24 protein-coding genes and 1 tRNA gene are annotated in these 23772 nt (G+C 63.7%); 19 read left to right on the forward strand and 6 right to left on the reverse strand.

The features are described 5' to 3' along the window. Positions 1-106: 106 nt before the first annotated feature. The gene (locus PHI64_RS07915) at positions 107-1426 is read left to right on the forward strand and encodes a dicarboxylate/amino acid:cation symporter (protein ID WP_299881205.1); all 1320 of its coding nucleotides are present in this window, start codon (positions 107-109) and stop codon (positions 1424-1426) included. A gap of 85 nt (positions 1427-1511) precedes the next feature. On the opposite strand, the gene PHI64_RS07920 is transcribed toward PHI64_RS07915, so the two are convergent. After that, positions 1512-2375 (reverse strand): hypothetical protein, encoded by an 864-nt coding sequence (locus tag PHI64_RS07920; RefSeq protein WP_299881208.1) that lies wholly within the window; start codon positions 2373-2375, stop codon positions 1512-1514. 708 nt (positions 2376-3083) lie between these two features. Between PHI64_RS07920 and PHI64_RS07925 the strand changes: the two genes are divergently transcribed. The 16 genes from PHI64_RS07925 to PHI64_RS08000 all read left to right on the forward strand — a co-directional run bounded on the left by PHI64_RS07925 (position 3084) and on the right by PHI64_RS08000 (position 14228). Further along, positions 3084-3168, forward strand: a tRNA-Leu gene (locus PHI64_RS07925). A gap of 163 nt (positions 3169-3331) precedes the next feature. After that, complete coding sequence (locus tag PHI64_RS07930; RefSeq protein WP_299881210.1) at positions 3332-4561, forward strand: integrase arm-type DNA-binding domain-containing protein; 1230 nt, start codon at positions 3332-3334, stop codon at positions 4559-4561. 674 nt (positions 4562-5235) lie between these two features. Further along, entirely contained in the window at positions 5236-5457 is a 222-nt protein-coding gene (locus PHI64_RS07935) for an AlpA family transcriptional regulator (protein WP_299881213.1), read from the forward strand. Further along, positions 5458-5844, forward strand: a complete 387-nt coding sequence (locus PHI64_RS07940) for a helix-turn-helix domain-containing protein (RefSeq protein ID WP_299881215.1) — start codon at positions 5458-5460, stop codon at positions 5842-5844. Continuing rightward, positions 5844-6386, forward strand: coding sequence for a DUF1376 domain-containing protein (locus PHI64_RS07945; RefSeq protein ID WP_299881218.1), 543 nt, complete (start codon positions 5844-5846; stop codon positions 6384-6386). The genes PHI64_RS07940 and PHI64_RS07945 overlap by 1 nt, the downstream gene beginning before the upstream one ends. Beyond that, the gene (locus PHI64_RS07950; RefSeq protein WP_299881221.1) at positions 6383-7954 is read left to right on the forward strand and encodes a DEAD/DEAH box helicase; all 1572 of its coding nucleotides are present in this window, start codon (positions 6383-6385) and stop codon (positions 7952-7954) included. Before PHI64_RS07945 ends, PHI64_RS07950 begins: the two co-directional genes overlap by 4 nt. Next, entirely contained in the window at positions 7941-8891 is a 951-nt protein-coding gene (locus tag PHI64_RS07955) for a toprim domain-containing protein (protein ID WP_299881224.1), read from the forward strand. The genes PHI64_RS07950 and PHI64_RS07955 overlap by 14 nt, the downstream gene beginning before the upstream one ends. Then, positions 8888-9316 (forward strand): DUF5681 domain-containing protein, encoded by a 429-nt coding sequence (locus PHI64_RS07960; protein ID WP_299881227.1) that lies wholly within the window; start codon positions 8888-8890, stop codon positions 9314-9316. Before PHI64_RS07955 ends, PHI64_RS07960 begins: the two co-directional genes overlap by 4 nt. A 32-nt stretch (positions 9317-9348) precedes the next feature. Continuing rightward, positions 9349-9567, forward strand: a complete 219-nt coding sequence (locus PHI64_RS07965; RefSeq protein ID WP_299881231.1) for a hypothetical protein — start codon at positions 9349-9351, stop codon at positions 9565-9567. Beyond that, a complete protein-coding gene (locus PHI64_RS07970) occupies positions 9564-9743 on the forward strand; it encodes a hypothetical protein (protein ID WP_299881234.1) in 180 nt (59 codons plus the stop codon). The genes PHI64_RS07965 and PHI64_RS07970 overlap by 4 nt, the downstream gene beginning before the upstream one ends. Before the next feature lie 327 nt (positions 9744-10070). After that, positions 10071-10283 (forward strand): helix-turn-helix domain-containing protein, encoded by a 213-nt coding sequence (locus PHI64_RS07975; RefSeq protein WP_299881238.1) that lies wholly within the window; start codon positions 10071-10073, stop codon positions 10281-10283. Beyond that, positions 10267-10926 carry a hypothetical protein gene (locus tag PHI64_RS07980; RefSeq protein ID WP_299881240.1) on the forward strand — a complete coding sequence of 220 codons (660 nt, stop codon included), beginning with the start codon at positions 10267-10269 and terminating at the stop codon, positions 10924-10926. Before PHI64_RS07975 ends, PHI64_RS07980 begins: the two co-directional genes overlap by 17 nt. Next, positions 10923-11639, forward strand: coding sequence for a hypothetical protein (locus PHI64_RS07985; protein WP_299881243.1), 717 nt, complete (start codon positions 10923-10925; stop codon positions 11637-11639). The genes PHI64_RS07980 and PHI64_RS07985 overlap by 4 nt, the downstream gene beginning before the upstream one ends. After that, positions 11636-12076, forward strand: coding sequence for a Bbp16 family capsid cement protein (locus PHI64_RS07990; protein WP_299881245.1), 441 nt, complete (start codon positions 11636-11638; stop codon positions 12074-12076). Before PHI64_RS07985 ends, PHI64_RS07990 begins: the two co-directional genes overlap by 4 nt. Before the next feature lie 503 nt (positions 12077-12579). Continuing rightward, a complete protein-coding gene (locus PHI64_RS07995; protein WP_299881249.1) occupies positions 12580-13584 on the forward strand; it encodes an ImmA/IrrE family metallo-endopeptidase in 1005 nt (334 codons plus the stop codon). Continuing rightward, positions 13581-14228, forward strand: coding sequence for a hypothetical protein (locus tag PHI64_RS08000; protein ID WP_299881251.1), 648 nt, complete (start codon positions 13581-13583; stop codon positions 14226-14228). The genes PHI64_RS07995 and PHI64_RS08000 overlap by 4 nt, the downstream gene beginning before the upstream one ends. 225 nt (positions 14229-14453) lie before the next feature. Here PHI64_RS08000 and PHI64_RS08005 read toward each other — a convergent pair whose 3' ends face one another. Both PHI64_RS08005 and PHI64_RS08010 read right to left on the reverse strand, forming a co-directional pair. After that, positions 14454-14762 carry a hypothetical protein gene (locus PHI64_RS08005; RefSeq protein ID WP_299881254.1) on the reverse strand — a complete coding sequence of 103 codons (309 nt, stop codon included), beginning with the start codon at positions 14760-14762 and terminating at the stop codon, positions 14454-14456. A 74-nt stretch (positions 14763-14836) separates the two neighbouring features. Continuing rightward, positions 14837-15922, reverse strand: a complete 1086-nt coding sequence (locus tag PHI64_RS08010; RefSeq protein WP_299881258.1) for an SUMF1/EgtB/PvdO family nonheme iron enzyme — start codon at positions 15920-15922, stop codon at positions 14837-14839. Between the two features lie 461 nt (positions 15923-16383). Between PHI64_RS08010 and PHI64_RS08015 the strand changes: the two genes are divergently transcribed. After that, a complete protein-coding gene (locus tag PHI64_RS08015; protein ID WP_299881261.1) occupies positions 16384-18213 on the forward strand; it encodes a protein kinase in 1830 nt (609 codons plus the stop codon). Positions 18214-18356: 143 nt separating this feature from the next. Here the strand turns inward: PHI64_RS08015 and PHI64_RS08020 are convergent, their stop codons facing one another. Continuing rightward, positions 18357-20285 carry a radical SAM protein gene (locus PHI64_RS08020; RefSeq protein WP_299881372.1) on the reverse strand — a complete coding sequence of 643 codons (1929 nt, stop codon included), beginning with the start codon at positions 20283-20285 and terminating at the stop codon, positions 18357-18359. 81 nt (positions 20286-20366) lie between these two features. Beyond that, positions 20367-21563 (reverse strand): MFS transporter, encoded by a 1197-nt coding sequence (locus tag PHI64_RS08025; RefSeq protein WP_299881264.1) that lies wholly within the window; start codon positions 21561-21563, stop codon positions 20367-20369. Positions 21564-21702: 139 nt separating this feature from the next. On the opposite strand from PHI64_RS08025, the gene PHI64_RS08030 reads away from it, so the two are divergent. Beyond that, a complete protein-coding gene (locus PHI64_RS08030; protein ID WP_299881267.1) occupies positions 21703-22068 on the forward strand; it encodes a DUF805 domain-containing protein in 366 nt (121 codons plus the stop codon). A 72-nt stretch (positions 22069-22140) separates the two neighbouring features. On the opposite strand, the gene PHI64_RS08035 is transcribed toward PHI64_RS08030, so the two are convergent. Continuing rightward, positions 22141-23772 (reverse strand): nicotinate phosphoribosyltransferase, encoded by a 1632-nt coding sequence (locus PHI64_RS08035; RefSeq protein WP_299881270.1) that lies wholly within the window; start codon positions 23770-23772, stop codon positions 22141-22143.

Genomic DNA, 23772 nt, shown 5'->3' on the forward strand with positions numbered 1-23772 from the left:
GCTTTCCACAATAGGGCCGTCCACAATGGGGGAGAGCACAATTTCGGCCCTCCGGTGATCGGCCTAACCTTCGGCCCATAGTCACAAACACCGGAGAAAAACCGTCATGAAAAAGCCGTTCTACAAGGTGCTGTACGTGCAGGTGCTGTTCGCCATCGTCTGCGGCGTGCTGCTGGGGTATTTCGAGCCCAAGCTGGGGGTGGATCTGAAGCCCCTGGGTGACGGTTTCATCAAGCTGGTCAAGATGATCATTGCGCCGGTGATCTTCTGCACCGTGGTGCACGGCATCGCCGGCATGCAAGACATGAAGAAGGTCGGCCGGGTGGGCGGCAAGGCACTGCTGTACTTCGAAATCGTGTCCACCCTGGCCCTGGCCATCGGCCTGGTGGTGGCCAACGTGGCCCAGCCTGGTGCTGGCTTCAATGCCGACGTGAGTTCTCTGGACACCAAGGCCATCGAGGGCTACACCGCCAAGGCTCATGCCCAGACGACCACCGAGTTCGTGCTCAACATCATCCCCTCCACCTTCGTGGATGCCTTCGCCAAGGGCGATATCCTGCAGGTGCTGCTGCTGGCCATCCTGTTCGGCTTCTCCCTCGCCGCCATGGGTGACAAGGGCAAGCCGGTCTTCGACTTCGTGGAGCAGATCTCCCACGTGATGTTCGGCATCGTCAATACCGTGATGAAGCTTGCTCCCCTGGGTGCCTTCGGCGCCATGGCCTTCACCATCGGCAAATACGGCGTGGCCTCTCTGGTGCCCATGGCCAAGCTGATGGGCGCCTTTTACCTCACCTGCGGCCTGTTCATCTTCATTGTGCTCGGTGCCATTGCCCGCTACACCGGCTTCTCCATCTTCAAGTTCATCAAGTACATCCGTGAAGAACTGCTGATCGTGCTGGGCACCAGTTCTTCCGAATCGGCCCTGCCCAAGCTGATGCACAAGCTTGAAAAGATGGGCTGCGGCCGCTCCGTGGTTGGTCTTGTGGTGCCCACCGGCTATTCCTTCAACCTGGACGGCACCAACATCTACATGACCATGGCCGCCCTGTTCATCGCCCAGGCCACCAATACCGACCTGACCCTGACCCAGGAGCTGTCCATCCTGGTGGTGGCCATGCTGACCTCCAAAGGCGCCAGCGGCATCACCGGTGCCGGCTTCATCACCCTGGCCTCCACCCTGGCCGTGGTGCCCACCATCCCGGTGGCCGGCATGGCCCTGATCCTGGGTATCGACCGTTTCATGAGCGAAGCCCGTGCCCTGACCAACATCACCGGCAATGCGGTGGCTACCGTGGTGATCTCTGCCTCCGAAAATGAACTGGACCGGGAGCGCATGGCCCTGGCCCTGGACGGCAAGCTGGAAGATGAAGTGGCCGTGGTGCCCGAACTGCCCGCCATCGAGCCGGCCCTGGTGCCCGCCCGCTGAGCCCGGCGCAGCCTCGCCACCGCAAGTAAAGAGGCCGGTCCGACGCAAGTCGGGCCGGCCTTTTGCCGTGTGGCGTGGGCGGCGCTCAGAAGTGGTATTCAGCGCGGATCATGGTGGTCTTGGCAAAGGCGCCATCGCCGGCCGGGCCGTTGTGGTCGTTACCGAACTTGTTGCGCCAGTACTGATATTCCAGGCCAACCTTGAAGGTTTTGGCCGCGGCACCGATGTGTGGGCTCACGTCGTACATGACCTGCATGTCGATGTTGGTCTCCGCGGCGGTGTTGCCACCGAACTCGTTCTTGCCCTTGGCGGCGATGAAGTTGGCGTAGCCTTCGAAGGACAGGGGCACCGGCCCCAGGTTGAAGGGAATGCCCCAGGCCAGGTTGAGCATGGGGTGCGGATCGTAGCTGTAGCGGTCGGTCTGGGTGTGGCTGAACTTGCTGTAGGGGGCGTTGCTCTCCCACAGGTAGAGCAGGCTTACGTTGAGGAAGCCCGGCACGTCCATCATCAGGGTCGGGCCAGCCACGATCATGCGCTTCTTGGAGTTGTAGCCGGCGTCGTTCTTGGTGTTCACATCAAAGCCGCCGGTCAGGCCCAGGCCACGAACCGGGCCGAACTTGAATTCGCTGCCGGTGACCTTGCCCAGATCGAGGGTGTGGCGATAGACGATGTAGATCTCCTGGGCGCCGGACTTGGAGCCCGGGGCCGACGGATCCTTGCTGTCGGACATCAGCAGGTCGGCGTTGAAGAAGTTGGTGCCGTACTTGTAGCCGCTCACATGCGCCAGATTGACGATGCTCTTGGAGATGTCGGTCTGGCCGAAGGGCTCGGCAAAATTGGCCCCCCAGCGATAGCCGATGTAGGTGTCACTCCAGTTGGCTGCGCTGGCAGTACCGGCACAGGCGGCCAGCAGGGTTGCGGCGAGGCACTTCTTCTTCGAGAACTTCATGGTGGGCTCCTGGTGAGTCATGGCTGGGTTCGTTCGGGTCGTCCGTTGCAAGGGTCGGACGACTGGTGGAATCGAATCTAGCAGGGGAGGGAGCCCGTCTTGGGAATATCCTTCATCACCGGATGGATATACTTGAATGGACTATATCCAATTGAAAATAAACACTCTTTACGATTATGGATATGTTTTTGGTATGCACGCGGGCGGTGCATAAACCGGCCCGCGGCACCACGGAAGGGCGTGCTTTGGCGGGCTCTTTGTCAGGTGCCGGCGGCTGTGCCCGGGCCTTGCGTTGCGGGTGGAGGTTTTGACCATGAAATCAATGCGTTGCGAGGTGGAACGGGCGTTGTGCAAGCGCTCCACAATGGGGTCACCGCATGTCGGCCTTTCATTTCCTGGAGTCGTTCACCATGTCGCACCTTTTCAGCGTGTTCCGTGGGGTTGAATTCACTCGACCCCACGGCCGCGGCTTTCCACTCAAGAGTCAAAGCCGAGAACGTTGATCTCACCTACGCGCCGGGTGGGCCCTCGCCATCGAGGATGTCAGCCTGGGCGTGAAGGAGGGCGAGTTCGTCGCCCTGGTCGAAAAGCGCATGACCGGCTGGGCGCATCGCAAGCCCGGCGGCGCGGCCTGATTCTGGTGAGGTGTGCGTCAGTGCTTGACGGCTGCCCACCCCTTTCGGTTATACTCCGCGCCCTTCACGCCGTGCCTTGGTGGTGAAATTGGTAGACACGCTATCTTGAGGGGGTAGTGACGCAAGTCGTGCGAGTTCGAGTCTCGCCCAAGGCACCAATTACTGTTCCGAAGAAGTCCAAAGCAGGCCGGCAAGCCCAGATAAATCAAGGGTTCCGGCCTTTTTTGCGTCCGGGGTGGTCCGGAGATGGCCATTGCAATCCGGTAGAGGTCGGGGGCATCATTGGGGGCATGCCCCCAATGTGACGGAGTGGATGCCCCCATGCCCCTCTCAGATAGCGCAGTCAAGGCGGCGAAGCCCGCCGAGAAACCTGTCAGGCTCTACGACTCCGGCGGGCTGTACCTGGAAGTCTCCCCAGCTGGCGGCAAACTCTGGCGCCTCAAGTACCGATACGGGGGCAAGGAGAAGCGGCTGTCGTTCGGCGCATACCCCGATGTCGGTCTGAAGGATGCGCGCGAACGCAGAGACGCAGCCCGTAAGGTCCTTGCTGATGGACTGGATCCGGGGGAGCAACGCAAGGCGCAGAAGGCGGCGCGTGAGGCGCGAACCCTCAATGCCTTCGAGGTCGTATGCCGTGAGTGGCTGGAGAAGTGGCGCACCACGGTAGAGCCAGCGCAATACACCAAGGCCCTGGCGCGCTTGGAGAAGAACGTCTTCCCTTGGCTCGGTAGTCGCCCGATCGCTGAGATCACAGCCCCCGAGGTGCTTGCGGTGTTGCGCCGGGTCGATGAGCGGGGTGCCCGTTACTCGGCGCACAAGATCAAAAGCGAGATCAGCCAGGCATTCCGATATGCGGTAGCCACCGGCCGCGCCGAGCGTGATCCTTGCCCGGATCTGCGCGGGGCCATCCCCCCGGCCAAAGGCGAGAACTTCGCGGCCATCACCAGCCCCAAGGAGGCCGGCGAACTGCTGCGGGCCATTGACGCGTTTCGCGGCACCTTCGTGGTGAAATCGGCCTTGCTGCTTGCTCCCTTGTTGTTTGTCCGACCCGGAGAGCTGCGCAAGGCTGAATGGTCAGAGTTTGACCTGGAGAAGGGCGAGTGGAGCATCCCGGCGGAGCGGATGAAGGGAAGGCAGCCGCACCTGGTGCCACTCGCTACGCAGGCTGTAACGATCCTGCAGGATCTCCTGCCCCTGACCGGGCGAGGCGTGCATGTGTTCGCTGGCCGTGATCCCAAGAAGCCGATGAGCGATGCCGCCGTCAATGCGGCTTTGCGTCGGATGGGCTACGACACGAAGACCGAAATCACCGGGCATGGATTTCGTGCGATGGCCCGGACGATTCTCCATGAAGAACTGCACTTTAAGCCCGAGGTGATCGAGCACCAGCTTTCGCACCGGGTGCCCGACGCGCTGGGCTCGGCGTACAACCGAACGAAGTTCCTCAAGGAACGCCGGGTGATGATGCAGACATGGGCTGATTACCTGGACAAGTTGAAGGTGGGGGCAGATGTCATTGTTTTGTCGAGCGTTGCCCCAGCTTGGCGCTAGGCTGGCGGCGAGAGGTGATTCATGAAAATTAGATGGCCTTCTTGCAGTGAGGCCCAGATACTGCAGGCAGCCGTGCTTGATTCCGCGCGGAGAGAGGGTGAATGGCCACCACGCTATCCGCGGGTTGGCACTTTACTTGTGCCGTCCTCTGACCCACAGGTGCCGCGAGATCTGTGGGGGGCAGCTGAGTGGCGTGCCTATGCAGAATTTCTGGAGGAGGAGGGGGCCTCGATTGCCACGGGGTTGCGGCGCGCTCGAAGTGATTTGCGCGTTGCGAGGAATAGCCTCCGAAGGACCAAGGGGGTTCGGACTAGTCTGACCACCACGTTGCTGACGGCGGACGTTACTCAGAAGGGAAAGCCTGGACGTCCGCGTTCTGGCCGAACGGAAAAAATCGCCCTGGAAATCCTTGAACTGCAGGCCGAACTGGAGAAAACCAGAGGGAGAAAGGTCTCTGCAGAAAGTGCCATGAAGGAGTATTTCCTTCGAAATGGTCAGGCCTACAACGTTGATCACGTAGGAGCATTGCGGAATGCAATAAGCAAAGCGCGCGTGAAGTTTCACAAAAATCGCTCAAGGTGACCGATTCAGATTTATGTGATTCATAGCGAACGTGAGGAGAAAAATACTGCAGCCATGCCGGTACGTTCCGGCGACAGACGGAGAGATCCGACATGGCTGCACAGATTCAAACTGCCCTCACAATCCTGCGTCGCAAGCAGGTTGAAGCCCGCGTCGGGCTCGCGCGCAGCACGATTTACGACCGCATTAAAGCCGGTACTTTTCCAGCCCCGATTTCTTTGGGTGAGAGGACTGTTGGCTGGATCGAGGGGGAAATTGACGCCTGGCTGAATGCCCAAGTCGAGAAGAGCCGCAAGGCCGCAGGGGAGGCGTAAATGGCCGCCCCCGGACATGACAAAGCCACCTGGCGGGGTGGCTCTGTCGGCAAAACAAACGGCTATCAGCGCTTCCACTCTAGCACTACGGACCTCTTCCCGGAAAGCCTTCCCGAGCCCGTAGCGGTCCACCATCCCCACGTCACCGCGACCGGTGAAGCCCAGCGCCAGCGCATCATCGAGATGCTGCGCCCCGGTCAGAAGCACACGCTCGACTTCCGCCGCGCCGGCATCATGCAGTCGCAGACCCGGATCTTTGAGCTGCGCGCGCTGGGCTACGACATCCCGACGGTGGGCCGTGTGACGGTCTTTGATGATCAGGGCTATCCGCATCGCGGCGTCGCCGTTTATGCGCTTGTCGCCGAGCCTGTGCAGGAGGTGGTGTGATGGCCGCCAGAATCACGCCGCCCAAGAGCCTGCTTGTCGATATTCAGGCGTGGCAAGCCGAGGTTATGGCGCTCCCGGCTCCTGCGATTGCCTGCGGGGCGCTGCTGCTGCTGAAGGCGCATTACTGGCGAATCGGCCCCATCCCTGACGACGATGTTGCTCTGGCCCGTATCACCGCCACGTCTCCCGCCGAGTGGAAGAAGGTCCGAAAGGCCATTGAGTCGCTGTTCGTCGTGAAGCATGGCGAATGGATGCGTCAAGACTGGGTTGGTGAGCTTGAAGCGTCCTATCAGGCTGTCAGCAAGGCCCGTCAGAAGTCCATGAAAGGCCATGCGGCACGATGGGGCGGCCGTGCTTCAGGCAATGCTTCAGGCAGTGCCTCGGGCATGCCCGCAGGCATGCTTAATATAAAGGCACCGCTCGACCAGCAACCCCAGCCCAAAACCAAAGGCCCCAAGCCAAGGGCGAATGATGTTCAGCCGGACTTCGAGGCTGACGTGGAGATTGCCGAGAGCGCTCTCGGTATCGGGGGTGCAGCATGAGCACCCAAGCCCAAGCATCCGCTGCCCTGGCTGGGGCCGAGGTTATCAGCCTGCGGGACTACCAGGCCGGTCTGGTGACGGAGGTTCGCGCCTCGCTCAAAGCCGGGCGCCGCCGCGTCCTGGCCTACCTGCCGACCGGCGGGGGCAAGACCCGCGTTGCGACGGCCATCACGCAAATGACCCTGAGCAAGTCCAAGGGCCGCGTTGTCGTGCTGGCGAACCGCAAGCAGCTGGTGCATCAGTTCGCCGCCGCGCTCCGGGCCGCCGGGCTGGATGTGGGCATCCTCCAGGGCGAGAACACCCACGGCCTGCATCACCGCGTTGTCGTGGCCTCGATCGACACCATCCACGCCCGCAACTGCATCTTCGGTGACGTGGCACTGTTCATCATCGACGAGGCGCACGCCTGTGCCGGCAGCGAGAAGTACCGCGCCCTGCTGTTCCGCTACAGCCGTGTTCCCTGCATCGGCCTGAGCGCAACGCCCTTTGCTCGCGGGTTGGGCAAGCCGTACCCCGAGCTGCGCGGTCCGCTGTTCGAGGATTTAGTGATTGGCGCGACGGTGCAATCTTTGGTGGATGCGGGGCATCTGACGGACCTCGAAATCTACGCACCGAGCAGCCCGGACATGACCGGCGCGAAAACCTCTCGCACCGCCGAGGGCGAGCAGGACTATCGACAGGCCGACATCGAAGAGGCCGCCGACCGGCCGGAGCTGGTGGGCGACATCCTGCGGCACTGGTTGAAGCTCGCCGGAGGCGCCAAAACCATCTGCTTTGCATCGTCCATCGCACACTCCCAGCACATCGTCGAGCAGTTCCGCGCCGCTGGGGTGACCGCCGAGCACCTTGACTGCTACATGGACGACGAGACCCGCGCCGACATCCTAAGGCGCTTCGAGCGTGGCGACTTCACGCTCCTGTCGAACGTCTCCCTGCTGTCCGAAGGCTTCGACGTGCCCGACACGAGCTGCATGGTCTTGGCGAGGCCCACGAAGAGCCTCACCCGGTTTCTGCAAATGATCGGCCGTATCCTTCGCCCGGCGCCCGGCAAGACCCGCGCCTTGCTGCTGGATCACTCCGGCAGCGTGGAGCGCATCGGGCACCCCTTCGACGACCTGCCGCTTGAGCTTTGCGACGGCAACGCCAACAAGGCCGGCAGTCGGAAGGATGAGCGCAAGAAGTCCGAGCCGAAGCCCTGCCCGAAGTGCAAGTTTGTCCGCGATGCTGGTGTGCATGAGTGCCCCAAGTGCGGATTCAAGCCGCAACGGCAGAGTGACGTGGAGGTGGCCGACGGCGAGTTGGTGAAGATCGACCGCAAGGCCAAGAAGCCGGCGACGCCCGACCGGAAGCAGCACGTTTATTCCCAACTGCTTCAGGTGTGCCGGGCGAAGGGCTATCGGCCCGGCTGGGCTGCGAACCAGTATCGGGCGATGTTTGGCGTGTGGCCGCGTGGTCTCAACGAAGTGACGGCCACACCCACGCAAGAGCTGCTGTCCTGGCTGAAGTCGCAGCAAATCCGCTTCGCGAAAGGGCGCGAGAAAGCCGGGGTGAGCCATGGAGCGGTTTGACGTTCGCACGGCTGCACGTGGTCGCTGGCGCGGCATCCTGTTGGGCCTGGGGGTGGAAGAACGCACCCTGTCCGGCAAGCACTGCGCCTGCCCGATGTGCGGGGGTAAGGACCGCTTTCGCTTCGACGACAGGGACGGCCGCGGAACCTATTACTGCAGCGGCTGCGGGGCCGGCGATGGCGTGAAGTTGGCGATGGGGATCACCGGTCAGGGCTTCAAGGAGACGGCCCAGCACATCGAGCGACTTGCAGGTGTCGTTCAGCCCGTGACCGGCAAGCCCGACCGCAGCGACGGCGACAAGCTGGCGGCCCTGCGCAGGGTGTGGCGGGAGTCGAAGCCGATTCAGCGCGGCGACGAAGCGGAGAGGTATCTGCTTGGCCGGGGGCTGCGCCTGTACGACCTGCCGGAAGCCGTCCGGGTGCATCCCGGCCTGCGGTATCAGGACGACGGTGAAACGGTCGGCACCTACGCCGCGATGTTCGCCACCGTGACCGCGCCGGATGGCCGCGCCGTGAGTCTGCACCGGACCTACCTGCATGACGGCCACAAGGCGCCCGTGGCGTCCCCGAAGAAGCTCGCGCAGGGCTTGCCCATTGCCGGGGCTGCAATTCGTCTAACAGCCCTTTCGCAAGTCCTGGGTGTCGCCGAAGGTCTCGAGACCTCCCTCGCCGCATCGGAATTGTTCGGGGTGCCGGCCTGGTCCTGCATCAGCGCCCAAGGCATCGAGTCGTTCGAGCCGCCCGAAGGTGTCCGCGAGGTAATCATCTTCGCCGACAACGACGAGAACTTCGCCGGCCAGGCTGCTGCATACCGCGCGGCCCACCGCCTGAAGCTCAAGGGCGTCGAGGCGGAGGTGGTCGTTCCCGAAATCATTGGCGATTGGCTGGACGTGCTGCGCCTGCGAGCAACTGAAAAATCAGAAGGGAATCACTCATGACCAACAAACGAATCCCGCCCGCCGCCTGGAAACCGGGCGAATCGGGTAACCCCCGCGGCAAGCCGAAAGGCGCCATCAACAAGACCACGCGCTTGGCCCTGGAGCTGTTTGAGGGCGGCATCAAGGACATCGCCGCCGAGGTGATCAAGCAGGCCAAGGACGGCGACCTTACCGCGGCCCGCCTCGTGCTCGACAAACTTGTACCCAACGCCCGGGAGCGCGCCGTGGAGTTGCCTGGACTGCCCAGCACCGAAAGCCCGGCAGGGGTCGCAGAGGCGCAGGCCGCCATCCTCCAGGCCGTTGCTTCCGGGGATCTGACGCCGGGCGAAGCCGCGACCCTATCCGGGATCGTGGAGAACCGCCGGAAGGCAATCGAAACCCAGGAACTTGAGCAGCGCATCAGGGCGATAGAGCAGCGGCAATGAAGGCGACGACGGAATCAACGAAGGAGCACGACATGACCATTGAAATGATGAAGAGGCGAGTAAGCCGACTTGAAACCGATGCGGCTGAGTCCAAATCTCTGGCGGAGCAGCTGTGCCGCGCCAAGCAGGCGCCCGGAGATTCGGTGCCAACTGAAGAGCGGATTGGCCGCCTGGAGGGAATGAAGCCTTCCAAGCTCCGAGATCGGCTTATTCGGGCGTATCGCCGCTGTCTTGCGGGGGAACAGCAATGATGTCGCCGAAGCTGACCGGACGCCTTCCCGAGGCCGTCCGCCGTGCCTTGATTGAGGCGTCCCAGGTGGGTGCGCCCGACTCGATGGAGCGCCGCTGTGCCATCGACAACGCCATCCTGAACGCCCGGCTGCGGCATCCCGTTTTTTTCAAGGTGGAGGTCTTTATCGATGGCTAGGCTGGTTGCGCTCAATGAACGAGGGCAGCGGATCGGCGAGACGCACCCGCAGGCGAAGTACACCAATTTGGAGATCGCGGAGGTGCTCGCGCTTCGTGACCAAGGGATGAGTTATCTGGAAATCGCCAAGGTCCGCGGAATCCCGAAAAGCACCGTCGCCCACATCTGCCGCGGGGCTCGGCGATGTCAGACGCCTGCCAGATACTCGACGGTTGAACGTTAGAAAAGCCCGGCCCAGTGCCGGGTTTTTCACTTTGTTCAATAGGGGTGCGCGTGCCGCGTTTGACGACAAATAAAGTCATCGCACGACAACCGAAGCCGCCAACCATGCCCGACCTGATCAGCCTCGACGAAGCCGCAGAGCGCCTGAAGCTATCCCGCCGAACGATTGACCGCTACGTGAAGCGGGGCGAGTTCTGCGCGCTGTACGCCTTCCCCACCGGCCAGCTTCGTGTTGATGCGCACGATCTTGACGACTGGCTGCGAGCCTTCCGTAAAACCCCCGCCCGGAGTGAATCCCACCATGACCACAAAGCTTGACCAACTTGAACAGGAAATAGCGCTTGCCGAGCGCGCGGCGGCTGAAGCCGCCAAGGCCAACCATGCTGCGGGCGTCGAACTGGCCCGGACGCCGGCCAGCGCCGCCGCCCTGCAAGGTGCTCGCGATGCGGCCCAGAAGCTCGCGGCAGCCGAGGCCGATCTCGACATGCTCCGCAAGGCGCGCGTTGCCGCCCAGGCCGCCGACGACGCCGACGCGAAGGACGCCGCCCGTGCAAAGGCAGTCGGCCACCTAGAGGCCGCGGAGCGCCTGCAGGTGGAGCGCATCCAGGCCGCCGCAAAGATCGACGAGATCCTGGACACGCTGAAGGCTGCCTGTGCCGACTGGAAGAGCCTCTGCACAGAGATGCGGACCGAGTCGCACGCGTTCTTCAAGACCACAGTGTATGGCCGAGGGGGTCACGACTATTCCCTCAGCGTGACGGCAAGCGAGATCAGCGCCGCGATGGCCGCTGAGCTGGATACCGCGACGCACGGCATGAACGATCACCACGCGTTGCAGTTCAGCTACATGCGTCACCACGCCGGCCAGCCAGAACGGGCGACGGACGCGGCGCAGTGCATGGGCAATGTGTTGCTGACCCGCATGCGCGAGGTCGCCAAGAAGGAGGGCCTGCTGCAATGACCAACTTGAACACGCTCTACGACGCTCCGTCGTCCGTAGCGGCCAGGGCCAGTGAGGCTCAGGCCGCTCCCCAAGGCTCTGCGCCGCTCTCAACGCTCTATGACGCCCCCACGGGGCCCGTGCAGCAAACCCAGGCCGCTCCTCCCAGCGCGCGGGCACCACAGCCCCAAGTGGAACGGACGTCGGATGAGCGTGCCCAGGAGGCGTTCTATGGCAAGCCGGAAGAGGTGCCGGCCGTCGAGGTGCCCGAGAACATCAAGGCCATGCGGGAGGCTGATGGCCTCCGCGCGCTGTATTCGCCGCAGGGGAGCTACGCATCGGTACTGCCCGATGATCTGTGGGCCGGCGACGAGACCGCCAAGGCCATCCCCGAGCCGGTGCAGCGTGCGGCCCTTGCCGAGCTGCGCGAGATGGCCGCCGATCTGTCGATGTCGAATGATGACGTTCGCGCCCTGCAGTCCATCGCCCGGCAGATCCCCGAGGCGCCGAGCGACGCCGACCGCATCGTCTGGCGGGAGCAGGCTGTCACCCGCCTGAACGAGACCTACGGCAACGGCGCCGCCCAGGCATTCCGGGACGCCCGCGCCTTCATCGCGCAAGACCCCCGCCGCGCCAAGATCCTCGACAACAAGGGCCTTGGTGACCACCCCGACACTGTGCTCATGGTGGCCCGCCTGGCCCGGCAGGCACGCATGCAAGGAAAGCTGAAATGACGATTCGTGACCTGAATTTGATCTACTCCAAGGCGCAGGCCGTTCTCTTGGTCGGCGACACCGCATCAGCCAATTGCTTCGACGCGGGCAGTGCGCTGGCCTCCGATATCGGGCATGCGGTTGATGACGTGTTCCTGAGTGTCGTATGCAACACGGCCGCAACTTCCAGCGGTTCGGCGACCTTGCGGGCTGTTCTGCAGGATTCAGCGGATGGGGTGAATTTCTCCGACGTGATCGCCGGCCCCGTGCTCCCCGTGGCCCAGGTGGCGCGGGGCGTTGCGCTGCTGCAGATCCCGTTCCCCACACGGTTGCGGCGTTTCACCCAGGTGGTCTATCGGGTGGGCACGGCACCACTGACCGCCGGCAAGTTCGATGCGTTCGTCAGCATCGGAGTCCAGCGCAACGTTGCGCAGAAGAGCGGTTTCTTTGTTGCCTGATGGGGCCGCCCGTGAGGCGCGGGATTGTCCGAGCGGCTTGCCCAGCGCTCCGGGCTGCCGGCCTACGTGGTTCTATAACAGGTGGGCCACGAGGCCAACCCGGCGGAACCTGTCGCAGCCCGACATCCTGATGTTTCGTGTGCGGCGGATCTGGCCACATCCTGAGGCGGCTTGGCGGCTGCTCACGCCCGGGAGCTGGGCGGAGGCGCTGCTGCAGATCAGGCGCTGGGCGTGCGCGAAGCTGGACGGCGTGGCGGCGAACGATCCGAGGTGGTGAGCATCACTTTCGTGCCTATGTGATGTCGTTCATCGAGTGCTGGCGATTCAGAGGGTAAAGTCCAAAAGGGAGGTGTGCTTGCAGATATCAAGGCGATGGTACATGTCAATTGATTGATTTTTATGGATTTCTTCGATATAATGGTAGCTGTGGGCGGCGAAAAATTCGCCGCGGATTTGCGTTTAATCCTGCCAGATTGATGCAAGGCATTTTTTGTGGAGGGAGCATGGCAGATAAGACAAATTCCATGGCAGCCCTGTACGGGAAATTGCAGACCGTTGGCTACAGCCGCGCGTATATCAACTCGCTCCTTCCGGATTGGTGGGATGACGCTATTGCTGAAACGCAATCAGGGTATCAAGAGGCAAGTCTGCGGCTTGGCCATCTTTTTGGGGTTCAGCCTGGTACGCTTAGGAACCACGATGCACACCCGACTCTGTGTGTGCCATCCGGGCGTCGGTTCAAGCACCAGGTAGGGCATAAAGCGCAGCATCTCGATCTAGCTTGTGCATTGGCAATGTCGGCGGCGCGTCTTGTGTTCAAGGTTTTGCCGGCAAAAGTAGAGAGAGTCGTGATTCCTGAGGCGAGGTTAATTCGAGAGTGTCTGCTCCAGGAGAATGCCTACATCAGTTTTTCTGTGCTTCTCCAATATGTTTGGAGTCTTGGGATTCCGGTCATTTTTTTGCAGCATCTTCCCAGAAATACTAAGAAGATGGCGGGCCTAGCGTTTGAGTCTGAGGCTCAACCGGCAATTGTTCTAACGTCCGGTCGATCTCACGGATTCCTTCTTTTTGATTTGGCTCACGAACTTGCGCATATCGCTTTGGGGCATGTGGCGAATGGGCGATGCGTAGTTGATCAGGATATTGACGCTGGTGCCGATGATCCTGATGAGCGTGCGGCTAACCAGTACGCGATTGAGATACTCACAGGCAACCCAGATTGTAAGATTGTGCCAAGCGGTCGGGTGTTGCGTGGCCCTGAACTGGCCAAGGCAGCTATTCTCTACGGTGAGCAAAATAGAATAGACCCGCTGCACGTGGCTTTGAATTATGGGCATACTCAAGGGCATTGGGGAGTTGCACAGAGCGCTATTAAGGCAATATCTGAGGGTATGCCTACAGATCAGACTGTGTTGAGGAACAAGCTGCTTGCCGAGTTGCGAGAGAATGATATTGATGATGATGACTTGGCGGCCATTTCGCGTCTGATCGGTGCCCGTGTTGAGTGATTCTCCTCGCAGATAACGATCTTATTCTGAAGCTTGCTCAATGCAGCTTACTGCCAGACCTTCCCCAATTGCTTGGGGAAGGTGCTGGCTGCCCTGTTTTTGTCTTACCGACGGCGCGGTTTCAACTAATACCGAAGAGTGAGCAAAAGGCGCTTGCTAAGGCAGGAAACGAAGCTACGCTGCAGGCGTTGCGCACGTTCTTGGACGGTGCTAGCGAGTTACCTGAGGTGCAGGATGCCTCCTTGCTTGATGCGATGGATGGTGTGACAGGAATTGACGGCGGGGAGCAGTTGCTTTTCGCTGCAATGGTGGAGCTTGAACTGTCGACTTTGGCGACGGGTGATAGGCGCTCGCTACAGTCAGTTTTGTCAAACCAGGAAGTTCTTCCGCAAGTTTATGATGCACTGAACGATAGGGTTTTGACCTTCGAGAGCGCCATTCTTTTAGCGATACGAGAGTTTGGGTTTTTGGATGTGAAGGAGCGTCTGCTGACTTGCCCAAAACCTGACGGCATGTTGCGCTTAGTGTTGCGGGAGCAGATGGAAGAGCGTGACTTGGTTGATTGTCTCGTCTCTCATTGTCGAAGCCAGTATCAGTTCTTGGCTTGCAAAGATCGGCTGGCGGAGTATTTCGTCGAGGTGTGAAATGATCACCCCGCTGGTGATCACGTGGCACTCAGAGTCGCAGCTTGGGGGCATTTCTGGGGGCATAAATCTTAATTTGGCTTTAAAAGCCTTAGTAGGTAAGGGTGTTCGAGTCTCGCCCAAGCACCAAAAGCTCTTCAGCAGTACTCAAAAGCAAGCCGGAAAGCCCAGCAAAAACGGGGTTCCGGCTTTTTTTGCGTCTTTTGCTTCCGTGGCGCCTTTTTCTCAGCCCTCCAGTGCCGCCAGAAACTTCGCCCGGGCCTGTTCCAGTTCGGCTTTGCCGAGGCCTTCCGCCAGACGCAGGGCGGTGGTGTGGTAGCTGTCGAAGGCGGCCAGCACCCGGGCTTCGTCGACTTGCCGGGTTGTGGCCGGGGTGGGCGGCGGGGTATGGCCGTCCACCGGGCGCAGCACCGCGTGGCGCGGGATCATGCGCTGGCCGCCCTTTTCGGCGGCAGCGGTGATGGGGCCGGTCTTGGTGTAGATCTGGCCCTCGTATTCGAAGCGGGCGCCGATGGGCAGGTGATTCAGTTTCATGGCGTGAGCGTCCGGAAAAGCCGGGATTCTATGCGCGGGGTGCAGGGCTGGGCGGTCGGTCGGGCCGCGGCAGGCTAAGGTGCTTCCCGCACCACGCGGAAGCCGGTGCGGTTGTTGCCGCTGGAGAAGGTGTCGAAGGTTTCACGCGCGGCAAGCCGGGCTTCGTCGGGGCCGCTTTGCCAGGACCCGCCCCGGGCGACCTTGCGGCACAGGCCGACGCCGGACGCGAGAGAGTCGAAGAAGCCGTCGAGCACATTGCCGCCGCCGCTGGCCTGCTTTTTGTGCAGGGTTTCAAAGAGGTTCTCGCTGTAACACCCGTCGACCCATTCCGCGACGTTGCCGATCACGTCATGCAGCCCGAAATCGTTGGGGCGGAACTGGCCGACAGGAGAGGTCGCGACGAAGTGGTCGGTACACTGGAAGGCGGCGTCCGCGATATTGGCGTAGGCGCAGGGGGTGGCACCAGCGCGTGCGCCCGGGCGCACGTCGGCGCGGCCTGCCCGGGCCGCGTATTCCCACTCAAGCTCGCTGGGCAGGCGGTATTTCCGGCCGGTCTTGCTGGAAAGCCAGGTAAGGTAGGCGGTGATATCCGAATTGCTGACGCACACGACGGGGTGCGTGTCTTCCTGCTGGAAGCCTGGTGCGCTCCAGCGCCGGGTCAGGCCGTAGGACCAGGCCTTGCCGTCGAACTCGCCGCAGGGCATCGCGGGAACGTAGTTTGCCGAGCGGGTGAAGGCGGCAAACTGCCCGCGGGTGATCTCGAAGCGCCCCACGGTCAGGGGTTTCTGCAGTTGCCAGCGGATCTGCGGGCCTTCATCACTCCGGCGCCCCGCTTCGCTGTCGGGCGAGCCCAGTGCGATCTCTCCAGCCGGGATGATGACCAGCTCGGGGCAGTCGGCGCAATCACGCACTACCTCTGGTGCTGGTACCGGGGTGCTCACGGAGCGGACCGGTTCTGGCGCGCTTTCCGTCGAGGGCACGGCTACGGTGGGCCGGGGGGCGGGGCGGGGCTTGCGGGGCGCCGCCTCCCTGGGCGGCCGGGCCGGGGCGCGGGGCGCCTCGACATTGGGCGGCGGTGTGGCCTCCCGTTTCTCGAAGCCCGCCTCCGCAAACGGGCTACACAGCATGAGGGCGACGAGGGGCAGCGCGCGGAGGGTCATGGTTCGGGGAGGGGGCGGATGGGGGCTGGAGTCCGGTGGAAACAGGGGTGAAAGTGATCGGATGATATAGGGAATCAGTGGCAGGACAAAACCGGGGCAGGCGGCTCGGGCGCCCTGTTTTTTGCCCTGCCGGCGCGGCGCCCGGCAGCGTATGGCCGCAACGGCATGGTGCTAGAATCGGCTGCAAAGACGCGGGCTCGGGCCTGCTCATGCCGTCAGCCATTGGTGGCGATGAATGACATCCGGAATTGTGTGATGCGGGGTTCGCAATTGTGAAGAAATCGGCTTGGCCCATGGCACGCCTGCGGCTTCCGCACTCCTGGTGCTCTGCTTCATCTACGGTCGGGGGCTAGCAGGTGCCCAGCTCCGGAAACGACAGGACCATTGTGCTTGGGGGGGGCGCCAGCAGCGCCGGCAGCGTTCCGCCTGCCAACCCCGGCAGCAGCCCCAATTGCCTGCCCATGAACACCCGACTCGGCGAGTTCGAGATCGTGGGGCTTATTGGCGAAGGGGGCTTCGGCATTGTCTACCTGGCCTATGATCATTCCCTGGAACGCAAGGTCGCCCTGAAGGAGTACATGCCCGCGTCGCTGGCCTCCCGCACCCGGGATCTGCAGGTTTCGGTGCGTTCGGAGCGGCATCGCGAGACCTTCGAGGTGGGGCTGCGCAGTTTTGTGAATGAGGCGCGTCTGCTCGCCAAGTTCGACAACCCGGCGCTGGTCAAGGTCTACCGCTTCTGGGAGGACAGGGGCTCGGCCTACATGGCCATGCCCTTCTACGACGGGGTCACCCTGCGTGATGCCCTCAGGCAGCGCACCGGGGTGCCTGACGAGGGCTGGATCCGCCGGATTCTCGTGCCGCTGATGGATGCACTGGAGATCATGCATTCCGAAAGCTGTTTCCACCGGGACATTGCTCCGGACAACATCCTGCTGCTCAAGGATGAGCGTCCGGTGCTACTGGATTTTGGCGCCGCCCGCCGTGTGATCGGCGACATGACGCAGGCGCTGACGGTGATCCTCAAGCCCGGCTTTGCGCCTGTCGAGCAGTACGCCGAGATGCCCGGCCTGAAGCAGGGGGCGTGGACCGACATCTACGCCCTGGCGGCGGTCGTGTACTACATCCTCACCGGTCGCACGCCCCCGGCGTCGGTGGGACGCTTGATGAACGACACTTACCAGCCGCTGGCCACGCTGGCGGCGGGGGCCTACGACCCGACCTTCCTCGCCGGGCTGGATCAATGCCTGGCGGTCAAGGCCGATGAGCGCCCCCAGTCCATTGCCGCGATGCGGGACGCGCTGGGTTTTGGCGAGGCGCCCGTGCGCCCTCAGCCAGCCCCTCAGCCAGCCCCTCAGCCAGCCCCTCAGCCAGCCCCTCAGCCAGCCGAGTCGTCGCCCGTCTCACTGCCCGGCGCGGTGGCGCAGGATGATGCGCCGCGGGTCAGATCAAGCCTGACTCTTGCCGCCCCGCCGTCCAAAACGGAGGTAAAACCCACCCAGACGCGCACGCAGGGGCCGCTTGCCGATGCGGCATCGCCCATGCCCCCGGCGAAGGGCGGTCGCAGCGTGCTGGGGCCGGCGCTGGGCCTTGCGGCTGTCGTCCTGGCGGCGGTGGGCTACTTTGCCTTGAAGGGCGGTGATGAGGCGCCAAAGCCGGCTGCCGTGCCCGAGGTGGCCAAAGCGCCGGAGCCCGCCCCGGTGCATGTAGCGCCCGCGCCCGTCACCCCGGCACCGGCGGAGGTCGCTCAACCTGCGCTGCCGGCCGAGGTGGGCTGGAGCGAGGGGCTTCAGGCGCTGCGGGATGCGGGCCACCGGGAAATGACGCTGAGCGGGGTCAAGTCTGCGCTCACGGTGGGCAAGGATGCCCTGTCCTTTGCGCTCAGGAGCGAGCAGGCGGGTTACGTTTATCTCCTCCTGCTGGACAAGACCGACGGCAAGCTGTCGTTGATCTTTCCGAACACGCTGGATCTCGACAACCGGATTGCGGCTGGTGGGGCGATGCGCTTCCCGCGGGAGCGCTGGTCTTTCACCGCGGATGCCCCGGCCGGGGAATGGGAGGTACTGGTGATCGTTGCCGACAACAAGCGTGATTTTGCCGGGCTGGGGCTGGTGCCCCACGACGGCATTGCCAGCGCGCCGCTCAAGGACGTAGAGCAGGCCCTCGGCCGGCTTGGCCCGGGCAGCCTGGCGGGGGCGCCTGTGTGCCCGAAGGGCGAGGCCCGCTGTGCTGTCGATTTCGGTGCCAGGCACTTCAAGGTGACGGAGCTTGAGGCTCCGGCACAAAAGCACTAGCCCATTCTCCGCTCCATCATCTGCCAGTGCCTTCAGGGCGCGTGCGCTGTTCAAGCTGTAGCTGGGGGTGAAGGCATATCCCACCCGGAGTGCTGGCTCGGGTTGTCGCCCTGGGGGGGTGCCGATCTTGAGCCGCCGTGGGCTCAGTAGCCCAGGGCCCGCCCGATGAAGTTCTTCGGCACCCGGGCCTTGGGCACCCGCATGTCGAACCAGCTGCGCACATCCTCGTCCAGGCCGATGCCGTGCATGTAGTTGTAGAGCGCCTTGTTGAGGGCCACCCCCAGCGCGTCGTGGTCCACCCCGGTGGGGTCGATGAAGCCCACGTCGTTCTTGGCAAAGCGGATCGGCGGCAGGGGCTTGAGCTTCACGCCGTACTCTTCGGGGTTCTGGCCCACCGGTGAATGCACGGTGCACACGAAGCGGTGGAAGAAGCCCGACTGGATGCAGCCGGCGTCGAAGAGCTGGCGCACGTATTCCAGCGCGTCCACGGTGTCCTGCACGGTCTGGGTGGGGAAGCCGTACATCAGGTAGGCATGCACCAGGATGCCGGCATCGCTGAAGCCCTTGGTGACCCGGGCCACCTGGTCCACCGAAACCCCCTTCTTCATCAGCGTCAGCAGCCGGTCGGAGGCCACCTCCAGGCCGCCGGAGATGGCGATGCAGCCGCTGTCGGCGAGCTGCTGGCACAGCTCGGGGGTGAAGGATTTTTCAAAGCGGATGTTGCCCCACCACGAAATCGCCCGGTTGCGCCGGGCCAGCTCGTCGGCCAGGGCCTTGAGCACCTTGGGCGGAGCGGCCTCGTCCACGAAGTGGAAGCCGGTTTGGCCGGTTTCGGCAACGATGGCCTCGATGCGGTCCACCAGCAGGTCGGCGCCGGCGGCGTCGTAGCGGCCGATGTAGTCCAGGCTCACGTCGCAGAAGCTGCACTTCTTCCAGTAGCAGCCGTGGGCCACGGTGAGCTTGTTCCAGCGCCCGTCCGACCACATGCGGTGCATGGGGTTGAGCATGTCGAGGATGGACAGGTAGCTGTCCAGGGGCAGGCCGTCCCAGGTGGGGGTGCCGACCTCGGCAAAGGGCACGTCGGGTTCGACCAGATTGATGTAGCGCACCTGGCCGTCCTCGCGCACATAGGTGCGCACCAGGCGCGAGCGGCCGCGCTTGCCGGCCAGATGTTCCAGCAGGGCCAGCAGGGGGCGCTCGCCGTCGTCGAGGGTGATGTAGTCGAAGTAGTCGAAGACCCGCGGCTCGGCCAGCTCCCTCAGCTCGGTGTTCACAAAGCCGCCGCCCAGCACGGTGACAATGGCCGGGTGCCGGGCCTTGAGGGTCTGGGCGATGCGGAAGGCCGCGTACACCGAGCCGGGGAAGGGCACCGACAGAAGCACCACCTGCGGCTGATGGCGCTGGATGGCGCTCAGGGTGAGGGATTCGAGGGTGTCATCCACCAGGGTCGGTGGGGCCGCCAGGGCCGTGGCCAGGGGTTCGAAGCTGGGCTGGGCCATGGCCAGGGATTCGGCATAGCGCACAAACTCGAAGCGCGGGTCGCCCGCTTCACGCAGCACGTCGGCCAGATCGTTGAGATAGAGGGTGGCCAGGTGGCGGGCCTTGTCCTGCACCCCCAGGGCGCCGAAGGCCCAGGCCAGTGGGTCGCCGCCGTCAGGGTCGTAGTAGGCGTCGAGGGAGGCAAAGCGCGGCCCCTCGGGCAGAAAGGCGCGGCTGGCGATGCGGTGGGCCAGGGTGGGGTCGCGCCCCTGCAGAAAGGCGATCGTCGGGGCGATGGTGGCCCGGTAGCGCTCGAAGGCGCCTTCGAAGGTCTGCAGCGTTGCCGATCGCTTCTTGCCGGGGAGCGCCCGGGCCCGTTCGCGCAGGGCCTCCAGGCCGGTGGGCGAGAACAGGGTGAGCACCAGTCGCAGGGCCAGGTCGTCCTGTACCGCGTCCACGCCGCGGCTGCGCAAAAAGCCGGTGAGGTAGGCGGTGGACGGGTAGGGCGTGTTGAGCTGCGTCATCGGCGGGATGAGCGACAGCACGCGGGGGGCGGCCCGGGGCGTCGCCGGGGCGCCGGTGGTTTCGGTCATGGTGGCGTGGGCCCGCAGGCCGGCAGGGGTGAGGCCGGAATGATAGCGGGGATGGCCGGTGGGGCCGAGCCCCCGCGGCACCTAGTCCGCCGTATGGCGCCGGTAGTACAGGCCCGCGGCCACCGTCAGCAGGCCGCACAGCGCCAGGGTTGGACGCACACCGACAGCGTGGGCCAGGCTGCCCACCACAAAGCTGCCCAGGGGCGCTACGCCGAGAAAGGCCATGGTGAACAGGGCCATCACCCGGCCCCGGAAGGCGTTGTCCACCCGGGTCTGGATCAGGGTGTTGCTGCCCGCCACGGTGATGATGATGGCCAGGCCCAGGGCCAGCAGCACCGGCACGGCCATCCACAGGGCCGGCGACAGGCCGAACAGGGCCACGCACACGCCTACCGCCGGCGCCGCCAGCGCCACCTTGCGGGTCAGGCCGGCGGTGTCCTGGCGGCTGGCCAGATAGGCACTGCCGAGCAGTGACCCGGCTCCCGAGCAGCCCAGCAGCAGCCCGTACAGGCGCGCGTCGCCGCCGAAGATCTCCCGGGCGAACAGCGGCATCAGCACCACATAAGGTGCTGCCAGGAAACTGACGGTGGCCACCAGCAGCAGCGAGGCGCGGATCTCCGCCTGCCCGGCGGCGTAGGCCAGGCCTTCACGCAGGGCCTGGAGGGGCGGCGCGGGGGGCTTGCGCGCCTCGCCGGCCGGCAGGCGGATGGCCAGCAGGGCCAGCAGCACCGCCAGGTAGGACAGCCCGTTGAGCAGAAAGCACACCGCCTCGCCGGCCAGCGCCACCACAAATCCGGCGAGGCTCGGGCCAACGAAGCGTGCCGAGTTCATCAGAAACGAATTGAGAGCGATGGCATTGGGCAGGTCGGCCTTGTTGTCTACCAACTGCACCGCAATGGCCTGGCGGGTCGGCACGTCCAGCGCATTGATCAGGCCCAGCCCGAAGGCCAGCGCGATGAGGTGCGCCGGGGTGGCGCTGCCCTGCCAGGCCAGCACCGCCAGCCCCAGGGCCTGCACCATCGAAAGAGCCTGGGTGGCCAGCAGCAGGCGGCGTTTGTCGAAGCGGTCGGTGATCACTCCGCCGATGGCGCTGAAAACCAGGATCGGGAACTGGCTGGCAAAGCCCACCACGCCCAGCACCAGCGCCGACCCGGTGAGGCGGTAGGCCAGCCACACCATGGCCACCTGCTGCATCCAGGTGCCCGCCAGGGAAATCAGCTGGCCGGCAAAGTAGATGCGGTAATTGCGGGATTCAAGGGCGCGGAGGATGGGCGGCATGGAAGGCATCAAAACAGGTGGGTGGCCGAAGGTAGCCCGGCTGGCGGACGAAGGAAAGCCCAACGCCCCAGCCTGCCCGCCACCCTGCGCATGCTATCGTTTCCGAGCCCATCCTTTTGACATGCACAGGGAGATTTCCATGCAGTGGTATCTGAAAGCACTCAGGCAGTACGCCGATTTCAAGGGCCGCGCCCAGCGCAAGGAATACTGGATGTTCACCCTCTTCAACCTGATCATCATGGTCGTGCTGCAGCTGGTCGGCGGCGGCGGTGAGGGCGGCATGGGCGACGTGCTGTCGGGCATCTACAGCCTCGGCGTGCTGCTGCCCAGCGTCGGCGTGACGGTGCGCCGCCTCCACGACATCGGCAAATCCGGCTGGTGGGCTTTGCTGATGATCGTGCCCCTCATCGGCGCGCTGGTGTTGATCTACTTTGCCGTGCAGGACAGCCAGGAGGGGAGCAATGAGTATGGGCCGAATCCGAAGGGCTTGGCGTTGCCAGGGTGATACCCACCGCCTTTAAAGGCGGCGGATCGCCTGGCCTCCGACGTCATGGCATGTCGGAGGCCAGGCGCCTGCTCAATCAGCTTCCCGAAGCCGGGCGCGAATCTCCGCCAAAGTGGTCTTGCCCAGCATGCGGCCATCCCGGAAGACGGGGCACAGTTCGCCCAGCAGGCTGTCTTGGCGCACCTGTCGATCACGGAGAACATAGCGCCCGTCGTCGATGTCGACCCGCAGATAACCTTGCGCCGAGCGCTTGGTGCCGTTGTCTGTCACCGGATCCTTGACCAACTCCCGTACGTTCCCGTTCACGATGCCGGCGGTGGCCTTCATGGCCCACCCGAAGCAGTCGCGGGTCAGGTACTGGTAGGTGTAGGAGCCGATGCCGAACACCACGTTGCCCGAGGCGAAGCCCTTGGCGGCCAATCGGGCCAGAATGCGCTGGCCGCGCTCCAGTGTGATCGAATCGCCGTAGATCAGGCCGACCCGCGGGTTCAGAAGCCTATGGCCGGTAGCCGTCAGGCTGCCGCCGAATAGGTCCCACAGGCATTCAACGGCCCCTTTTACTTCGGCAGCCGAAACCCGGGCTCCCAACAGTGCTTTTCCGTCTTTCCGCTCCACCACGAAGTAGCGGCCCGCCAGGCAGACAGTTTCAGTACTCACCTGATCAACCTCCTCGGCGGTGTCGATGACGGTTGTCGTTAGGCCGGACAGGATCAGCACCGGATCGCCGCTGTCTGGGCGGAAAACAACCTTCGCGTTGCCCAGGGCGTCCGGGCGTCGGGCGAGGATCTCCGGGCGCAAGGCTTCTGCGCATTCGGTGATGACTTTCCAGAAGTTCCAGGTGTCACTCACGATGGACACGATGCCCGCCGGATAGACCTCGGTGATCAGCCGTCGGATGGTGTCTGGCTCGGAGGCTTCGAGCCCCATGCACATCACGCTGTGTTCCGTTGCCGGTACGGAGCCGCCGATGAGTTCGGCCTCGGCATCGGCGTCGTAGTACTCCTCCAGGAAGTCGATGGCCGATACCGTGTCGGTGCCGGTGAAGGACAGCAAGTGAGCCGCGCCGCTGACCATCGCCCTCTCGATGCCGTCGATCCCCCGCATCGAAAAGTCGTGGCCCTGCCAGGGTACGAACTCGGCGGGCGTGCCCGTGAGCGCCGCGTAGTGCTCGAACAGGCGACGGAACTCCCGGGCGATGGTGGCCACGGTCGATGCTTTCCAGAGTTCGGCACTCATGGCCGTCTCCAGGTAATTGGTCACCCAGAAGAACTCCGGCAAGGTGTTCACGATGGTGAGGGCGGGTACGCGCATGGGAATGAGGCTCCCTTCGGGCAGGGCGCGAATTTCCACCGGCAGATAGCCCAGCGCGTGCAAGGCCTCGATGTGGGTGACCGGTACTGCACCGTCACCCAGTGCGGTGTCCATGCGTCGCTTGTAACGGCGTACTGCCACGTCGCGAGCTTGGTCGAAGAAGCTCTGCTTCCAGCTATCGATCAGGAAGGCCTGCATGAAGGCCTGGAGGCCAAACCACACCACCCTCCCGTCGAAGGCCGGCAGGCCGTCAAGGCTCTCCCGGATGACAGGTGCAAGCCGGTCCGAGCGGGGTGTCCAGTTGGAGTAAACCTCGGTGGTGCCCTGGGGATACTGGAAGATGTGCCCGGTCTTGTAGAAATCCAGGGCAGTCGGTGCGAACAGCGAGTACAT

Source organism: Zoogloea sp., from assembly GCF_028689785.1.
In the GTDB taxonomy this organism is placed as follows: domain Bacteria; phylum Pseudomonadota; class Gammaproteobacteria; order Burkholderiales; family Rhodocyclaceae; genus Zoogloea.

Excerpts from the sequence above, each read along its gene's own strand:
- PHI64_RS07915 (WP_299881205.1), top strand. The coding sequence starts at position 107 with ATGAAAAAGCCGTTCTACAAGGTGCTGTACGTGCAGGTGCTGTTCGCC.
- PHI64_RS07920 (WP_299881208.1), bottom strand. The coding sequence starts at position 2,375 with ATGAAGTTCTCGAAGAAGAAGTGCCTCGCCGCAACCCTGCTGGCCGCC.
- PHI64_RS07930 (WP_299881210.1), top strand. The coding sequence starts at position 3,332 with ATGCCCCTCTCAGATAGCGCAGTCAAGGCGGCGAAGCCCGCCGAGAAA.
- PHI64_RS07935 (WP_299881213.1), top strand. The coding sequence starts at position 5,236 with ATGGCTGCACAGATTCAAACTGCCCTCACAATCCTGCGTCGCAAGCAG.
- PHI64_RS07940 (WP_299881215.1), top strand. The coding sequence starts at position 5,458 with ATGGCCGCCCCCGGACATGACAAAGCCACCTGGCGGGGTGGCTCTGTC.
- PHI64_RS07945 (WP_299881218.1), top strand. The coding sequence starts at position 5,844 with ATGGCCGCCAGAATCACGCCGCCCAAGAGCCTGCTTGTCGATATTCAG.
- PHI64_RS07950 (WP_299881221.1), top strand. The coding sequence starts at position 6,383 with ATGAGCACCCAAGCCCAAGCATCCGCTGCCCTGGCTGGGGCCGAGGTT.
- PHI64_RS07955 (WP_299881224.1), top strand. The coding sequence starts at position 7,941 with ATGGAGCGGTTTGACGTTCGCACGGCTGCACGTGGTCGCTGGCGCGGC.
- PHI64_RS07960 (WP_299881227.1), top strand. The coding sequence starts at position 8,888 with ATGACCAACAAACGAATCCCGCCCGCCGCCTGGAAACCGGGCGAATCG.
- PHI64_RS07965 (WP_299881231.1), top strand. The coding sequence starts at position 9,349 with ATGACCATTGAAATGATGAAGAGGCGAGTAAGCCGACTTGAAACCGAT.
- PHI64_RS07970 (WP_299881234.1), top strand. The coding sequence starts at position 9,564 with ATGATGTCGCCGAAGCTGACCGGACGCCTTCCCGAGGCCGTCCGCCGT.
- PHI64_RS07975 (WP_299881238.1), top strand. The coding sequence starts at position 10,071 with ATGCCCGACCTGATCAGCCTCGACGAAGCCGCAGAGCGCCTGAAGCTA.
- PHI64_RS07980 (WP_299881240.1), top strand. The coding sequence starts at position 10,267 with ATGACCACAAAGCTTGACCAACTTGAACAGGAAATAGCGCTTGCCGAG.
- PHI64_RS07985 (WP_299881243.1), top strand. The coding sequence starts at position 10,923 with ATGACCAACTTGAACACGCTCTACGACGCTCCGTCGTCCGTAGCGGCC.
- PHI64_RS07990 (WP_299881245.1), top strand. The coding sequence starts at position 11,636 with ATGACGATTCGTGACCTGAATTTGATCTACTCCAAGGCGCAGGCCGTT.
- PHI64_RS07995 (WP_299881249.1), top strand. The coding sequence starts at position 12,580 with ATGGCAGATAAGACAAATTCCATGGCAGCCCTGTACGGGAAATTGCAG.
- PHI64_RS08005 (WP_299881254.1), bottom strand. The coding sequence starts at position 14,762 with ATGAAACTGAATCACCTGCCCATCGGCGCCCGCTTCGAATACGAGGGC.
- PHI64_RS08010 (WP_299881258.1), bottom strand. The coding sequence starts at position 15,922 with ATGACCCTCCGCGCGCTGCCCCTCGTCGCCCTCATGCTGTGTAGCCCG.
- PHI64_RS08015 (WP_299881261.1), top strand. The coding sequence starts at position 16,384 with ATGAACACCCGACTCGGCGAGTTCGAGATCGTGGGGCTTATTGGCGAA.
- PHI64_RS08020 (WP_299881372.1), bottom strand. The coding sequence starts at position 20,285 with ATGACCGAAACCACCGGCGCCCCGGCGACGCCCCGGGCCGCCCCCCGC.
- PHI64_RS08025 (WP_299881264.1), bottom strand. The coding sequence starts at position 21,563 with ATGCCGCCCATCCTCCGCGCCCTTGAATCCCGCAATTACCGCATCTAC.
- PHI64_RS08030 (WP_299881267.1), top strand. The coding sequence starts at position 21,703 with ATGCAGTGGTATCTGAAAGCACTCAGGCAGTACGCCGATTTCAAGGGC.
- PHI64_RS08035 (WP_299881270.1), bottom strand. The coding sequence starts at position 23,772 with ATGTACTCGCTGTTCGCACCGACTGCCCTGGATTTCTACAAGACCGGG.